Source organism: candidate division KSB1 bacterium (genome assembly GCA_034505495.1).
Classification (GTDB): domain Bacteria; phylum Zhuqueibacterota; class Zhuqueibacteria; order Residuimicrobiales; family Krinioviventaceae; genus Fontimicrobium_A.
Genome location: JAPDQV010000019.1, coordinates 3,434 through 18,361, shown reverse-complemented (window position 1 = coordinate 18,361; position 14,928 = coordinate 3,434). Strand labels below are relative to the sequence as shown.

The 14,928-nt window shown below is 54.1% G+C and carries 16 protein-coding genes; 7 read left to right on the top strand and 9 right to left on the bottom strand.

Annotation, left to right across the window (positions count from 1 at the left end):
- Window positions 1-3: 3 nt before the first annotated feature.
- From rsmA to ONB24_09020, 7 genes are read right to left on the bottom strand one after another with little or no spacing between them, the layout of a single operon-like run.
- Window positions 4-780, bottom strand: coding sequence for a 16S rRNA (adenine(1518)-N(6)/adenine(1519)-N(6))-dimethyltransferase RsmA (gene rsmA / locus ONB24_09050; protein MDZ7316254.1), 777 nt, complete (start codon window positions 778-780; stop codon window positions 4-6).
- Complete coding sequence (locus ONB24_09045; GenBank protein ID MDZ7316253.1) at window positions 777-1,568, bottom strand: TatD family hydrolase; 792 nt, start codon at window positions 1,566-1,568, stop codon at window positions 777-779. The genes rsmA and ONB24_09045 overlap by 4 nt, the downstream gene beginning before the upstream one ends.
- 29 nt (window positions 1,569-1,597) lie before the next feature.
- Window positions 1,598-3,646 carry a methionine--tRNA ligase gene (gene metG, locus ONB24_09040; protein ID MDZ7316252.1) on the bottom strand — a complete coding sequence of 683 codons (2,049 nt, stop codon included), beginning with the start codon at window positions 3,644-3,646 and terminating at the stop codon, window positions 1,598-1,600.
- A gap of 29 nt (window positions 3,647-3,675) precedes the next feature.
- Entirely contained in the window at window positions 3,676-4,776 is a 1,101-nt protein-coding gene (locus ONB24_09035; GenBank protein ID MDZ7316251.1) for an ATP-dependent 6-phosphofructokinase, read from the bottom strand.
- Entirely contained in the window at window positions 4,773-5,648 is an 876-nt protein-coding gene (gene ricT, locus ONB24_09030; GenBank protein MDZ7316250.1) for a regulatory iron-sulfur-containing complex subunit RicT, read from the bottom strand. Before ricT ends, ONB24_09035 begins: the two co-directional genes overlap by 4 nt.
- Window positions 5,645-6,733 carry a DNA polymerase III subunit delta' gene (gene holB / locus ONB24_09025; protein MDZ7316249.1) on the bottom strand — a complete coding sequence of 363 codons (1,089 nt, stop codon included), beginning with the start codon at window positions 6,731-6,733 and terminating at the stop codon, window positions 5,645-5,647. The genes ricT and holB overlap by 4 nt, the downstream gene beginning before the upstream one ends.
- A 10-nt stretch (window positions 6,734-6,743) precedes the next feature.
- On the bottom strand, window positions 6,744-7,991 hold the full coding sequence (locus tag ONB24_09020; protein ID MDZ7316248.1) for a peptidoglycan DD-metalloendopeptidase family protein: 1,248 nt from the start codon (window positions 7,989-7,991) through the stop codon (window positions 6,744-6,746).
- Window positions 7,992-8,102: 111 nt separating this feature from the next.
- Here ONB24_09020 and ONB24_09015 point away from each other — a divergent pair, with 111 nt between their 5' ends.
- The 7 genes from ONB24_09015 (at window position 8,103) to ONB24_08985 (ending at window position 13,891) form a co-directional block, all read left to right on the top strand.
- Entirely contained in the window at window positions 8,103-8,636 is a 534-nt protein-coding gene (locus ONB24_09015; protein ID MDZ7316247.1) for a cyclic nucleotide-binding domain-containing protein, read from the top strand.
- 2 nt (window positions 8,637-8,638) lie between these two features.
- Window positions 8,639-9,625, top strand: a complete 987-nt coding sequence (locus ONB24_09010; GenBank protein MDZ7316246.1) for a hypothetical protein — start codon at window positions 8,639-8,641, stop codon at window positions 9,623-9,625.
- Entirely contained in the window at window positions 9,622-10,488 is an 867-nt protein-coding gene (gene pheA, locus ONB24_09005; protein MDZ7316245.1) for a prephenate dehydratase, read from the top strand. Before ONB24_09010 ends, pheA begins: the two co-directional genes overlap by 4 nt.
- 168 nt (window positions 10,489-10,656) lie before the next feature.
- Window positions 10,657-11,121 carry a glutathione peroxidase gene (locus ONB24_09000; protein ID MDZ7316244.1) on the top strand — a complete coding sequence of 155 codons (465 nt, stop codon included), beginning with the start codon at window positions 10,657-10,659 and terminating at the stop codon, window positions 11,119-11,121.
- A 246-nt stretch (window positions 11,122-11,367) separates the two neighbouring features.
- Window positions 11,368-12,444: a hypothetical protein gene (locus tag ONB24_08995; GenBank protein ID MDZ7316243.1), complete on the top strand. Its 1,077-nt coding sequence runs from the start codon at window positions 11,368-11,370 to the stop codon at window positions 12,442-12,444.
- Window positions 12,445-12,555: 111 nt separating this feature from the next.
- Window positions 12,556-13,506, top strand: a complete 951-nt coding sequence (locus ONB24_08990) for an L-lactate dehydrogenase (GenBank protein ID MDZ7316242.1) — start codon at window positions 12,556-12,558, stop codon at window positions 13,504-13,506.
- A gap of 136 nt (window positions 13,507-13,642) precedes the next feature.
- The gene (locus ONB24_08985; protein MDZ7316241.1) at window positions 13,643-13,891 is read left to right on the top strand and encodes a GlsB/YeaQ/YmgE family stress response membrane protein; all 249 of its coding nucleotides are present in this window, start codon (window positions 13,643-13,645) and stop codon (window positions 13,889-13,891) included.
- A gap of 109 nt (window positions 13,892-14,000) precedes the next feature.
- Here the strand turns inward: ONB24_08985 and ONB24_08980 are convergent, their stop codons facing one another.
- Together ONB24_08980 and ONB24_08975 are read right to left on the bottom strand one after the other, a co-directional pair.
- Window positions 14,001-14,213 (bottom strand): hypothetical protein, encoded by a 213-nt coding sequence (locus ONB24_08980; protein ID MDZ7316240.1) that lies wholly within the window; start codon window positions 14,211-14,213, stop codon window positions 14,001-14,003.
- A gap of 5 nt (window positions 14,214-14,218) precedes the next feature.
- Window positions 14,219-14,928: polyprenyl synthetase family protein (locus tag ONB24_08975; GenBank protein ID MDZ7316239.1), on the bottom strand; the 710-nt coding region annotated here is incomplete at its 5' end.

The following is a 14,928-nucleotide window of genomic DNA, read 5'->3' as shown; positions in this document are numbered from 1 at the left end:
TACTCACCTCGTGGTTGTCGATTGGACTTTTTCAAACAGCTCGTTAGCCAAATCGATCCACTCTTCGACGCTCAGCTGTTCCGGTCGACGGGTAAAATCAAAACGCGTCAGGTCGGCAAAATCTTTCAGCGAGTTGCGCAGCATTTTGCGGCGTTGGTTGAAAGCGCGCCGTACGATCTGCCGAAAAAACTTCTCATCACGGATGCGGCGCGCCCGTTCTTCGTTGAATCGCCAGCGCACGAGAACCGAATCCACTTTGGGGCGGGGACGAAAAACGGTCGGCGGTACTTTCATCAGCAGCTCGACATCGGCCAAAGCCTGACCCAAGACCGACAACACGCCATAGTCCTTACAATTCTCTTCTGCCGCCGCACGTACGCCGACCTCCTTCTGCATGAGAAGGGTGACATCTCTAATCTGCTTCCGGTACTCAAACGTGTGAAAAAGGATCGGGCTGGTAATGTTGTAGGGAATATTACCGACGACGCGCACTTGATCAGCCGCAGTGGCGGAAAAATCAAAGTCCAGGATGTCGCTTTCCACCAGCACAAAGTTGTCGCAACCGGCAAATTTTGCCCGCAGTTCTTCGTAAAATCGTTGGTCGATTTCCACGGCGTAGAGTTTGCGTACGCGGGGCTGCAGCAGTCGAGTCAGAATGCCGTGGCCCGGACCGATCTCAACCATAATATCGTCCGGTTGCGGGCCGATTGCCTCGACCATCTTGAGCGCCATGTTGAGGTCGACGAGGAAATTCTGACCCAGACTCTTTTTCGGCTTCATCGGATCGAATCGGACAGCTTTTCAAGGGGCAGGCCGAACAGTACGGCGGCGTTTTGCGTCGTCAGGTCGGCGAGCGTGTCAAAGGGGACGCCTTTCAGTTCAGCCATTTTGCGCGCCACATAGACGACAAAAGCCGGCTCGTTGCGTTTGCCGCGAAACGGCTCCGGCGTGAGATAGGGACAATCTGTTTCCACCAAAAGCCTGTCCAAGGGAACCCGGCGCGCGACCTGGGCGGCTCTTGCGTTGCGGAACGTAACGACGCCGGTAAAAGAAATATGAAAACCCATCTCTAAGACCCGCTCCGCTTCGCTCTCGTCGCCGGAAAAACAGTGAAATACGCCGCGCCAGCCGTGTCGTTTCCTCTCGTGCAGCAACGATCGCGTGTCTTCAGCCGCCTCGCGCGTGTGAATGATCAACGGCTTTTCCGAACGCAGCGCCAAATCGATAAAACGGCGAAAGACGCGGCGCTGCACCTCGGGAGCCGAGTAATTGTAGTGATAGTCAAGTCCTACTTCGCCCACGGCTACGACGCGCGGATGGTTGACCAATTCGGCCAGCTCTTCAAACTGTTCATCGCTCATTGAAGCGGCATCATGCGGATGGACGCCGACCGCGGCATAGAGCTGAGGATAGTGTTCCGCCAACTTGACCGCCGTCAGGGAGCTGCGGTGATCGACGCCGACGGTGATGACGGCCGTAACACCCTCGGCAACGGCGCGTCGTATCACATCCTCACGATCTCCATCATAGCGGTCGTAATCGAGATGGGCGTGCGTGTCGATCAGCATTTGGGCGTCCGCGTTTTCCAGCTCGAGTTTCAACGGATTTTCGCGCCGTCGGCAACCTCTCGGTCCAAGCCGAGCAGAGAAAAGCGGCCTTCCGCATCTTCGGCAGCGAGCAGCATGCCGCGCGATTCAATGCCGCGAATAACCGCTGGCTGCAGGTTGGCGACGACAATGATCTTTTTGCCGATCAATTCCTCGGGGGTATAACGCTGGGCTATGCCGGCAACGATCTGCCGTCGTTCATCGCCGATTTTGATCTGCAGTTTGAGCAGCTTGTCCGCCTTGGGAATCCTTTCAGCCTGCAGCACCGTAGCCACGCGCAGCTGTACTTGAGCAAACTGGTCGATCGATATCAGCGGCGTCTCTTCCTGAACCGGCGGTTTATTCAGCGATTCCTGGACCCGGCGCAGCCGCTCGATCTCCGGCTGAATTTCCGCCTCTTCGATTTTTCGGAAAAGAATTGCCGGTTTACCGATCTTTTTGCCGACCGGCAGAGGAAATTCACCCGCAGCGTCCCATTTTTGATCGTGCAGGTCGCCTTCGAATCCCAGCATCTTCCAAAGCTTTTCTGCGGAAAAGGGCATCACCGGCTCCATCAGTACCGCAAACAAGGCGCAGGCCTGCAGACAGATATTGATCGTGGTTGCGCATTTTGCGGGATTTTCTTTGATCGTCAGCCACGGCGCCTGATCGTTGAAATATTTGTTGGCGCTGCGGGCCGTATCCATCAGCAGAGCGACGGCGCGGCGAATTTCAAAACGCTCGACGGCTTCGCCGACGAGTTCGGGCGCGCGACGAATCGTCTCGAGCATGCTGCGGTCCAAATCATCCGTCTCCCCTCGGGCAGGGATAACGCCTTCGAAGCGTTGATCCAAGAATGCCAGCGTACGATTGATGAAATTGCCCAAAATGTCCGCCAGCTCGCTGTTGTTGCGCTGGAGGAATTCGCTCCATGTAAAATCAGAGTCCTTGGTCTCCGGCGCATTGGCGGCAAGATAATAGCGCAGCGGATCGATCTCGAATTTGGCCGCGTAATCTTCCAGCCACACCGCATAGTTGCGGCTGGTGCTGAGCTTGTTCCCTTCCAGATTGAGAAACTCATTGGCCGGCACGTTGTCGGGCAGCACATAATCTCCGTGCGCCATCAGCATGGCGGGAAACATGATGCAATGAAAGACGATGTTGTCCTTGCCGATAAAATGAACCAGCTTGGTGTCCTGGCTCTGCCAGTAGGTTTTCCAAAGTTCAGGATCGCCTTTCTGCATGGCCCATTCTTTGGTGGCGGAAATATAGCCGATCGGCGCATCGAACCAGACATAGAGCACCTTGCCCTCCGCTTCGGGCAGCGGCGTTTTGACGCCCCACGACAGGTCGCGGGTTACGGCCCGATCCGACAGCCCTTCGGCCAGCCAGCTCTTGACCTGTCCCATGACGTTGGGTTTCCAACCGCGGCGCGTCGCCAGCCAGTCTTCGAGGCGCGGCTGAAAATCGCCCAACGGAATGTACCAATGCTCGGTTTCGCGCAGCTCGGGCGTTTCGCCGGTAAGAGCGCTCTTTGGATTCTTTAGGTCGGTCGGCGACAGCGAAGAGCCGCATTTTTCACACTGATCGCCGTAAGCTTCGGCAAAGCCGCAAATCGGACATTCTCCCCGCACGTAGCGGTCGGGCAAAAACATTTTGGCTTTGGGGTCATAGAGCTGCTTTTCCCGTTTCTTTTTAAAGATCCCTTTACGGTAGAGGGTCAGAAAAAATTCCTGCGACGTTTGGTGATGCACGGGCGAGCTGGTGCGGCCGTAATAGTCGAACGACATCCCGAACTTGGCAAAGGCTGCTTTGTTGCGCTCGTGATATTCGTCCACGATGGCCTGCGGAGAAACGCCGCGTTTTTCGGCAGCAATGGTGATCGGCACGCCGTGCTCATCAGAGCCGCAGATGTACAACACATCGCGCTTTTTGAGTCTTTGATAACGTACATAGATATCGGCCGGCAAATAAGCGCCCGCCAAATGTCCCAGATGAATCGGGCCGTTGGCGTACGGCAAAGCGCTGGTTACTAAAATTCGTTTGAAAGAGTGGCTCAAGAGGATTTCCTTTCCAATTTACAAGTTCTCTACAATTTTACGCCCAAGCTTACGCCGGTCGCTAGGGCAGCGCGCAGCAGTTCGTTTTCCGGATCCACGGTTCGCGTTCGTCCGCCGACCTCTTCGATGGGCACGTGCGTGATGCGCCCCCCCTGCAATGCGGTCATACGGCCGAATTCACCGCGTATGATCAGCTCTGCCGCCGCGACACCGTAGCGTGTCGACAAAATACGATCGAATGCAGTGGGAGTGCCTCCGCGCTGCAGATGACCGAGAATGGTTGCCCGCGCTTCCAGGCCGGTCGCGGCTTCGATTTCATTGCATAGTTTGATGCTGACGCCGCCGAGACGAATCTTTTCAGGACTGTCTTCGACGATTCGCTGCACCGTCAGTTGGCCGCCGCGCGGTTTGGCGCCCTCGGAAACGGCGATGAGGCTGAAACGTCGGCCGCGTTTACTGCGCTGCTCAACGACTTCGATGATTGCCTCGAGATCATATTCGATCTCCGGAATAATGATCACATCCGCACCGGAAGCCAAACCGGCACCCAAAGTCAACCAACCGGCATAGCGTCCCATGATCTCGACCAGCATGATGCGGTGGTGCGACTCGGCGGTGGTGTGAATGCGGTCGATGGCCTCGGCTGCAATCGATACGGCCGTATCATAGCCGAAGGTGTAATCGGTGCCGTAAAGATCATTGTCGATCGTCTTGGGCACACCGACGATCGGCACGCCTTTCTGCATCAGCTTGCGGGCAATGGTCATACTGCCGTCGCCGCCGATAACCACCAGTGCTTCGAGTCCCAGAGCTTCGATGTTGCGCAGCACCTCGTCGGATTTATCCACCAACCGCCGCTGACCGTTTTCGTAAACAATATAGCCGAACGGATCGGCTTTATTCGAGGTCCCCAAAATGGTTCCGCCGCGCTGCAGAATACCCGAAACGGCGTTCCAGTCGAGAATTTTGTAACGGTTCTCGATCAGCCCCTCAAAGCCGTCTTCAAAACCGATCACTTCCGTATTTTGGGCGCGCATCAAAGCCTTAGAGACGGCACGAATGACGGCGTTTAGACCCGGACAATCTCCGCCGCCCGTCAACAAGCCGACACGGTGAATCCTCTGTCTCATTCCCCTACCCTCTCATCGAGTTCTTCACTTTGCATTTGCTCTGCTGCTAGCCGCTTTTCATAGTCCGGCGGCAGTTCGAATTCCAACGGCAGCAGTTCCTCAAGCGTCATAACCTCCAGCCGGTTGTCCTCGTACTGCAGGGTTACGATTTCCTTAAAGACATCATAATGAGTAACGATGCCGATTCCTTTGGCAGTTTTGTATTTGGTACCGACCGGCGGCAGTTTTTCCGCCTGTTGGCGGTAGAACTCTCGTTCGTACATCAGACAGCACAACAAGCGGCTGCACAGACCGGAGAGCTTTTGCGGGTTGAGCGGCAGATTCTGCTCCTTGGCGCACTGGGTGGTAATGGGGTCGAATTCTTTCAGCCACGTCGTGCAGCAGAGCTTTCTACCGCAGGCACCGTATCCGCCGATGCGCTTGGCTTCGTCGCGCACGCCGATTTGCCGCAGCTCTATGCGCACTTTATAGATCGACGCCAGATCTTTGACCAACGCTCGAAAGTCGATCCGCTTTTCGGCCGTAAAGTAAAAAGTAATTTTTTGGCCGTCGAACTGATACTCGACGTCGACCACCTTCATATCCAGGCCGTGTTCGGCCACTTTTTTCCGACAGAGCTGATAGGCTTCGAATTCTTTACGGCGATTTTCACGATAACGCGCCATATCTTGCACCGTCGGCTTGCGGATGATGTTGCGGATCGGTGTATCGCGCCGTTTTCGCTCCAACAGCGATCCGATCTGGTTGACAATCCCCAGATCTTCACCCTTTTCCGCCTCGACAATGGCGTAATCACCGACCTGAAATGGAAACTGCTGCGGGTTATGGTAGATTTCCCGACGTTCACCTTTGAACAATATCTCTATCATCATATGCTTCGACCTTTCAGTTTTACAGCGGCACGCATTCGACTCAGCAGCACCAGCAAAACCAGCTGCTGATAAACGCTGCGCTCGATCATTTGTATGGATGTTTCGATGTCTTGAAAAATGCGATCATAGTCGATCGTCTCAAACGCATCGACAAATCGTTTCAGCTGCTCGAGTCGATCGAGGTTGACGACAAATCTTTCGGCATCACCGGCAAAAAGCTGCAGCAATTGAGCGTCGCGGAACCAAATCATCACAAGATCGAGGAGATCGGCGAGTTCACGGCGATCGTATTGCTGAGCGAGTTTTTCGACTGTTTCCAATCGCGCTCTGTGGGTGCGCAGCGACGCGCGCAGCAGATCGAGCACATCGTCGCGCAGCCTGCCGAAATCTTCATCCGCCCATTCCAAAGCGCGGCGGTAGCTGCCCTGGCTGATGCGGCTCAGCAGCCTGGCCTGCTCTTCGTCCATTCCCTCCCGTTCGATCAACGCCGTCATGATCTCTTTTTCGCTCAGCGGATGCAGTCGAATCTGTTGGCAGCGCGAGACGATCGTCGGCAGCAGGGCCTCCGGTTGCGACGAGGTCAGCAAAAAGTACAACTCGGCCGGCGGCTCTTCGAGAAGCTTGAGCAGGGCATTAGCCGCTTCGGCCTTGATGCGGTCGGCCTCGCCGATGACGACCACCTGACGCCCTTCCAGCGGCTTGAGCGCCGCCCACCGCCTCACCTCTCGGATGCGTTCGATCGAAATCGTCACAGCCGAAAGCCGCTGCCTTCGATACGGCTGGGCTGCAAAACTGTCCAACACCTTACGAAGTTGATCCGCATCGGTTTCTTTGGCCGCCGGAAAAAGAAACATGAGATCGGGATGCTGAAACTGCTCAACGCGCCGGCAGTTGAGGCATTGCAGGCATGGAGGATTCTCCTTGCCGGTGCAGAGCAGGGCCTTGGCAAATTCCACTGCCAAGGCTTCCTTGCCGACGCCCTCCGGTCCGATGAAAAGATAAGCGTGCGCCATCCTGCCGCTTTGCAGGGCCTGCCGCAGAATATCCTTTGCATGCTGCTGACCGATGACGCGTTCAAAACCCATTCCGAATCGATTACCTTTCCGATGCCAATCCGGCTGCGGCTGGCAGCCTTTTCTTGGACAGCCATTTTTCCGGATCAAGATTCTCCGAATTCCGCCAGATTTGAAAGTGGAGAAGCGGCCCGCTCAGCGACCCCGAATCGCCGACCACGCCGAGGAGATCGCCCGCTTTAATCGTATCGCCGACATTGACGCGAATCTCGGCCACATGGGTGTAAACGGTATAATATCCGTCGCCGTGGCTGAGAATGATGATGCTGCCGCTGCCGCGCTGCCAGGAGATGGTCTCGACCTTACCATCCAAAACAGCCCTTACCGGTGCTCCGAGCGAGGCGCGGATGTCGACGCCCAAATTTTCCGTAATGGTATTGAAAATGGGATGGCGCTGTTTGCCGAAGCGTGTGACGACGGTTCCCTCGGTCGGCCATGGCAGTCGCCCTTCTAAGGCGTCGAACCGGCTCGGCGCCGCACTGCGCCGCACCGTCCGCGGAGCCGATGGCTGCGGTTTGGATGCCGCAGGTGCGGTTTCGGTCTTTTGCTGCTCGCGCCGGCGAGTTTCCAAATCGGCAATCGTTTTTTCGATCTGACGCTGCGCTGCCTGAAGTTCATTGAGGCGGGCGCGCAAAAAATCCGCATCCTTTTGCAGCGACTTGAGATGTTCGCTTCGCCTTGCCCGAGTATTCTTTAGTTCCGCAGCCGTCAGTTCATATTGCCGCGTCAGGACCTCTTTTCTGCTTTGCTGCTGCTGCAGCGCTAAAAGTTCCTGCTCCAAACGCTCTTTGCGCGATGCCAACGCCTTAAAATTGCGCCGGTCGTTATCGGCGACGATTTTTTGATAGCGCAGCCAGGCATCGACATGCTGAATGCCTTTGGCGCTCAAAAGCAGTTCGTATTCAGGCCGCCGCCCATATTTATAAAAAGCAATTAGCCGCTTTTTGATAATCTCCTTCAAAGCGGCAATTTCGGCTTCCAGCTCGGCAATCTCTTTTTGGTGCAGCTCGATCTGACGTTTGACCGACTCGAGTTCCTTTCGCTGACGATATAGATTCGAGCTCGTCAAATCGATCTGGCGATCCAAACCGGCGATCAGCTCTGCTGCCGCTTTTTGCTTTTCGCTCTTTTGCTTGAGCTGCTGTTCATACCTGCGAATTTCCTCTTGCAGCGACTGCAGCTCCGACTTTTCTGCCGAACTTTGGGCACTGGAAACGAAGAAAATACTGTTAACAAAAAAGAGAATTGCGTATATTGAAAAACGCCGCATGCAATTGCCTGGTTAACTTTAAATAAAGTTAAGATTTTGAGAGGCTAAAAGCAATAGAAATGATGCCGCCGTTCGTTGCACGCGGCATCGCGACAACGGATTGGGGTGGTTATGGGTTATCGACTCTTGGACCGCTTGGAAAGCATAGTAAGCGGCGATTTCTACGAAGAGGGCGAAAAGTGGGAACTCATCAATTCCTGCCCCTTATTTTCCGGTTTTGGAAAACGTTCGCTCAAAGCGCTTGCCCGTCATACCTATTTGCGCCGCTTGAGCGCCGATGAGGTTGTTTATCCCATCGGCAGTCCGGCAGGCGCCCTCTATTTTGTCCTCAAAGGGTCGGTCAGCCTCTTTCAACAAAAAAACGGCACTATGCAGCCCATGAGAACAGTCCGGCAAGGGAGCTATTTCGGCGAGTCCGCGCTTTTTACCACCCGAGATCGCCGTCACGGCGCCGTCACGCTGGAGGAATCGGTTCTATTGGCTCTGCCGAAATCAGATTACAATCGTCTGGCGGTCTCCAGCCCCGAAACCGCTCTCAAAATTATGACGATCCTTGCCGGCAAGTTTTACCAAACTTTGTCTGATTTCCTCAATGAATTCCGGCAGCTTTCCCGTGAAGGAGCGCCGGATGAGGTGCTGTCGTAGCCATGCGCAGGAGCTCACCGGTGCTGTTGTTCATCCTCTCGCCGCTTTTAACGCTTGCCGTCGGCGCTATAGCCGCCGGTATCCGTCTGCTTGACGCCGATCTTTTCGCCGGCGTTTGGTGGACCGCTTCCCTGCTTTCCATATTTGCTCACCCCAACCTGCCGACACAAAAGAGTGCAGTCCTAAAAAGAACGATCGGGCTCTTTACCCTTTTTCTCCTCTGGATCCTGATAAACGATCCGATTTTACAAACAGTGCAGGAAGCTTTGCTTACTCATCCGAACGACCGTTTCTTATTGGATTTTTTCGTCGGCAGACTGCAGTTGTCCTTAGCAGTTCTGAAAATCATCGATGCCTTGTGGCCGAGCGATCTGCGCTCGATATTCGCCCTTCTGCTGAGCGCGGCGACGCTGTTCGGGCTGTTCCCTTTACTTCGTCACTCTGCAGCGCGGCTGCCGCAGAAATGGTTCGAAAGCGCGGTAAACGGATGGTATGAGTCTGCAACGGCCGTCGCGGACTATTTTCGATCCTCCCTGGCGGGCGCCCTGTTGGCTATGTTAGTGGTCGGCACCGGAACGGCCGCTCTCGGATTTCTGGAAACGGGTATGATCACTGCTTTTACCGCCTTGTGCTTGTTTCTTCCTTACGGCGGCTGGATCATCGGTCCGGCTGGAAGCCTGTTGTTCGTCGAGGATCTGGCCGGCATTCCGCAAATCCTTGCTCTCATCGGCCTGGGGCTAGTGCTGAGCCAACTGCGGCGGCTGTTGCCGAAATCCTCGCTCAACGAGGCGAATACCATTTTGCCCGCCATGCTTTGGATCGTCGTAGCCGGCGGACTCTATCCATTCCTCGGCGCACTTGTCGCCGCACCGGCGGCTTCGATCGGCGTAATAACGGCAAAAACAATCTGCAACTATTTCCAACCCGATGCCCAGAGCGCATCGATTTCGAACTTGAGCACAAACAGAAACAGAAAAGGAGGAAAATGAGTCACTCTATCGGACCGGTTGCCTTTCAGGGCGCCCGCTATGCATTCAGCGAAATTGCTGCACGCAAATTTTTTGCTCAGGAGATGGACCTCCTGCCCTGCCGCTCTTTCGACGAGGCGTTCGAGGCCGTCGAAAGCGAAAAGGCGGAATTTGCGGTTGTGCCGATAGAAAATTCTCTAACCGGCAGTATTCATCGTGTCTATGATCTGCTGCTGCAACACGATCTCCTTATCGTCGGCGAGACATCGCTGCGCATTGAACAGCACCTCATTGCCCATCCCGGCGCCAAGCTTGAGGACATCCGCATCATCTATTCACATCCTCAGGCATTAGAACAATGTCGCGAATTCCTTGCCTCACTGCCGAACGTGGAGGCAGTGGCCGCCTACGATACGGCCGGAAGCGTCAAAATGATCCGCGACCAGGGTTTGCGCCATGCGGCGGCCATCGGCAGTCGTTGGGCAGCTGAAGACTATGGGATGGTTATCCTTTGCGAGGAAGTTGAGGACATCCCCGAAAATTTTACCCGCTTTATCGTGCTGGCGCGCGAGGAGCACGATTTCGGCCCAGCCGACAAAACCTCGATCGTCTTTTCGATGAAAAACATCCCCGGCGCGCTCTTTAAAAGTCTCAGTGTTTTTGCTCTGCGCGATATTGATCTGTTGAAAATCGAGTCGCGCCCCATGCGCGGCAGACCATGGGATTACATTTTCTATCTCGACTTTGCCGGTTCCCTCCATGAGGAATTGTGCCGCAACGCCCTGCGCCATCTGGAAGAAATCACCGATATGCTCAAAGTTCTTGGGTCCTATCCCTCAGCCGTAGGCCGCAGCAGTAAGGAAGAAAAAACCATCGAAGTATAGCTCTTTCCCAAAGGGAAATATCGGCCGCCGCATATCTGTTATAACTCAGCCGTAATGAATCAAAGAAATAAAAATGAGGATAAACCGATGCTTAAAAGAATGACGTTTCTGTTTGCGGCGGCGGCCTCAGCCCTGGCGGGCGAGGTCAAAAGCCCCCTGGATTTCAAGATGGTCAGCATCGACGGCGATACCGTCGATCTGGCGCAATATAAAGGCAAGGTGGTTATGATCGTGAACGTGGCGAGCAAATGCGGCAACACGCCTCAATACGCCGATCTGCAGAAATTATACGAAAAATATCGCGATGCCGGATTTGTCGTCCTCGGATTCCCGGCGAACAATTTTTTGGGACAAGAACCCGGAACGAACCAGGAAATCAAAGAGTTCTGTACGGTAAATTACGGTGTCACTTTCCCCATGTTCGCCAAGATTTCCGTCAAAGGTAAGGATATCCATCCGCTTTACCGATATTTGACCGACAAGACAAAGCATCCTTTCGGCGGCGACATCGATTGGAATTTCGCCAAATTTCTCGTCGGCCGCGACGGGCACCTAAAGGCGCGATTCTCGGCGCGCACCAGGCCGACGGACGAGTCGGTCGTGACGGCAATCGAAAGGGAGCTTGGGCAGTAAGATGTCAAGGCTCGTGCAGCTCAAAGATCGCACGAGCCTTGATTTTAAAATTGCATCCCTGCGTTTTATTTTCTAATTTTATGTTAGGAAAATGAGCGGCATAGGTTTGATTTTGTATCATAGATAATGAGTCGTCCACGGTTCGAAAAGATGGCGCCATCTCGGATGCAAAAACACAGTTTGTTGAAAAAAACATGCACTGCCTTGCTGCTGGTCCTCTCTGCGGCTTTGCCCGTTAAAGCGGGTATGTCCGAGCTGGAGGAGGTCCTCGCGCAGGATATCGAGGATCTGAGCCTCGATCAGTTCAGCCTCGTCGAGGCGGCGTTTGTGTTGTCCGGTGCAGACGACCCCGATTCGCTGGACGCCTATCTGGAATGGTACCGCGGCCTGATCCGAACGCTCGACAACTATCATCTCGACCGCCACAATCGCCTTGATGCAGCCGCCAAAATTTTTGCCTACCTTCATGCCGTTTGGCTGCTGAATTATAAAGAAGAAGCCACAACCCTCGTTCATGTAGTCAGGGAAAAACGCTTTAACTGCGTGGCCGGCACTCTGCTCTACAATCTGGTCTGCCAGGATTTGGGTCTGCCGACCGAAGCCTTTGAAACGCCCTCGCACGTCTACACCATTTTTCCGGATTTCGGCGCCGATATTGCTGTGGAGAATACATCGCCGGCCGGATTCAACATCATGCGCAATCTGCAAGAGTACTCGCGGTACCTTTTGCAATTCTATCCGCGCAACGAAGCGCTCAGGATCGGCCTGGATCGTCTTTACGCTTACGAAAACAGCCGCGGCCGCCGCATCAACAATACGGAGCTGTTGGGGCTCCTCGCCTATAACCGCGCCTATTTCGCAGAAAAAGCCGGCGACTATGCCAAGGCCTACGAATATGTGCGCTTGGCGCAAAAATTCAATCGCGATTCACGCTCGAACGTCAATTTTGAGCAGAGTCTCTATTACCGTTGGGGTAAACAGCTCGTCGAGGGGCAAAAATATACTGAAGCATTTCGATTGTTTTCTCAAGCCTATACCCGCTATTGGGAAAACAAGGACTTTGCCGCCAACTGTAAATACGCGTTTCAATTGGCGCAAAGAGAACATTGGCTGAAAAAAGAGTGGGCGTCTTTTCGCGAACTGACCGATGAGATTCTCGCTCTTGATCTGCTTAGCGATCAGGAAGTCGCCTCACTCAAAACCTACATGTTCAATTGGATCCAATTCTACCAACAAAACCGATCGGAAAGCGAATACAAAGCGGTTGCCGATTATTGGAAAAACCTCTTCCCGGAAGACACCTTTTTAAAATCCCTGCCGTAATGCTTTTTCTAAAATTAGTTTGACTCAGTACGCGGATTGCCACCGGAGGGGAATATTAAGCTGGATCGTTAGGATTATATTTCAACAAAATTTTGGAAAAAGGACACTAACATGGCGAGATGGAAAGCGCGCAAAGTCGTCATTATCGGCGCAGGGGCGGTAGGCTCTACCTTTGCTTATGCGCTGGCGCAAAACGGTGCTGCAGATGAGATCGTCTTGACGGATAAGGACGAGCGATTGGCGGAAGGGCAGACGTTAGACCTTGCCCATGGTCTCCCGTTTTATCCAAACGTGCAAATCCGCACCGGTAACAAGCATGACTATCGCGACGCGCACGTGATCGTCATAACGGCGGGAGCCAAGCAGCAGAGCGGAGAGACGCGTCTGCAGCTGCTGCAGCGCAACGTCCGGATTATACAGGGGATTATGGATGAAATTCGCGAGGATTCGGATGCCGTCGTCGTGATGGTCACCAATCCGGTCGATGTGCTGACATTTGCAGCACAACGCTATGCTCAATGGCCGCGAGGCAGAATCATCGGCTCTGGGACCGTCCTTGACAGCGCCCGCTTTCGCTATTTGCTCAGCCGTCACTGCGAAATCGACGTCCACAATATCCACGCGTATATCCTCGGCGAGCACGGCGACAGCCAGTTTGCCGCCTGGTCGATTTCTCACATAGCCGGCATGCCTTTTAACGATTATTGCTGCATCTGCGGCAAGTGTCAAGATTGGCGGGAAGAGAGGCGCAAAATCGAGGAAAGGGTTCGGCGGTCGGCTTACCATATCATCGATTACAAAGGCGCCACCTATTTCGGCGTGGGACAAGCGTTGGTGCGTATTGTCAGCGCAATTATTCGGAATGAAAAGAGCGTATTACCTATTTCAGTCGTTCTTGAAGGTGAATACGGCCTGCGGGATGTTTGTTTGAGTGTTCCGGCCGTTGTCGGCGAGGCGGGTGCCGAACGAATATTGGAATGGAAGCTCTCAACCGAAGAAAATGCGTATCTGCACCGCTCGGCCGCCATCCTGCGGGAAGCCATCCGCCAAGCTTTGGAATAAACGGCGCTTTTTTTAACAAAGCTTGAGAACGATTGTCGGTTGAGCCAATAAAATTCAACCTTTGCTTGAAAAAATTTGCAGCAGAAATAAATAGACTTTTTGTGGTTTTGACAATTATTAAAAGAGGAGATCAGCTATGGGCTTTTTTTCATGGATTTTGATGGGTTTGATCGTCGGGGCGCTGGCAAAAGTGATCATGCCCGGTAAAGATCCCGGCGGCATCATCATCACGATTCTTCTCGGCATCGGCGGGGCGTTCGTAGGCGGTTTTATCGCTTCTCTGTTGGGCATCGGCAGTGTGACCGGATTTAACCTGGGCAGCATTCTGATCGCCACGGGCGGCGCCGTTCTGATCCTGTGGCTGCACCGGAGATTAAAAAAGTAAAGTTGGGGGCAACCATACTTCCGATAAGCGGAAAAGTTGCTAAAAGCCCCAAGAGTCTATGACCTTGGACGCGGTCAACCGGCATGCAACCATTGGCCGCGTCCCTATTTTAACGCCGTCTCACCCACCACAAAAAAATCAAGTACAAAAACCACACAATAACAAACAACTGCATGCCCTGCCAGAGCGTTTTAAGGCTCTCCTTTACGGATTCTCTAAACGCCCCGCGCTGAAACAGCCTGCCCGTCAATGCCAGGTTGATGATTTTTGAGACGGCAAAAAGAATCAGAAGGATAAAAAAGAGGCGAAAGAGGCCGCGCATAGCCCTCAGCTCTCCCGCATGCGGATAAACTCCACCAGTTGCTCCAGGGCAAGCTTTGGCTTTTCTTCGTTCAGACATTGCAGCGAGATTCGGGCGTGATCGAGGGCGGAATTTACCTCGCGCAGTGCGGCATCGACGGCTCCCGTTTCCCGCAATACGCAAACCGCTTCCTGAATGTCTGCAGCAGTGAGATGCGGTTTATTTTGCAGCGCACGCAGACGTGCGATTTGGGCTTCGTTGCCGTTTTCTCGTGCATATAAAAGCAAAAAGGAATTCTTGTCGCGGCGCAGATCGCTGCCTATATCCTTACCGAGAACCGATTGGTCAGCCGTAAAATCGAGCATATCGTCTTGAATTTGAAAAGCTCGGCCCACCGCAGCGCCGAACTCGGACATAGAGCGAACTTGCTCCCTAGACCCGCCGCCCAGCAAGGCGCCGAGTGCACAGGCCGCCGAGAAAAGCCGGCCGGTTTTGCGTTCGATCATGGAAAAATAGTCCTGCACCGTCACGTCGCTGCGATGCTCGAACTCCATGTCCAATGCCTGACCCTCGCACACTTCCAGAATCGCCTGCGAAAACATCTGCAGCACTTGGGGCAAGAGCACTGCAGAGACACCGCCCAACGCTTGGTAGGCTTTGACGAGAATCGCATCGCCCGCAAGGATGGCGGTGTTGACGTCCCATTTTTTGTGCACGGTGGCGCGGCCGCGCCGCA